Annotated in this window: 1 pseudogene; it reads right to left on the reverse strand. The window is 62.1% G+C overall.

The features are described 5' to 3' along the window. Positions 1 to 449: pseudogene (locus EOE48_RS28825) on the reverse strand (acetolactate synthase large subunit); the annotation flags it as partial.

Below are 449 nucleotides of genomic sequence, written 5' to 3' on the forward strand. Positions count from 1 at the left end.
GTTGCCGAGGAAGCGCGGGTGGCGCTCGTCGACCACACCTTTACCCATCTGGGTGGTGATGAACGGAATGCCGGTCTTGTCGATCAGCTGCTTGAGGACCTTGGCGGTCATCTTGCGGTTGGCACCGGCACCAATCACCAGGATCGGGTTGCGCGCATTCTGCAATTTTTCGACGGCAGCCTGGATGGCCACATGCTCGGCCAACGGACGGCGGTGCAGGCTGCGCGGGATCGGCAGTGCGTCGGTCTGCTCGGCGGCGATGTCTTCCGGCAGTTCCAGGTGTACCGCACCCGGCTTTTCTTCTTCAGCCAGGCGGAAGGCTTCGCGCATGCGCGACGGGATGTTGTCGGCCGAGGCGAACTGGTGGGTGTACTTGGTGATGGGGTCCATCATGCCGCACACGTCAATGATCTGGAAGCGGCCCTGCTTGGACTTCTTGATCGGCTTCT

Origin of the sequence: Methylobacterium oryzihabitans (genome assembly GCF_004004555.2) — a bacterium.
In the GTDB taxonomy this organism is placed as follows: domain Bacteria; phylum Pseudomonadota; class Alphaproteobacteria; order Rhizobiales; family Beijerinckiaceae; genus Methylobacterium; species Methylobacterium oryzihabitans.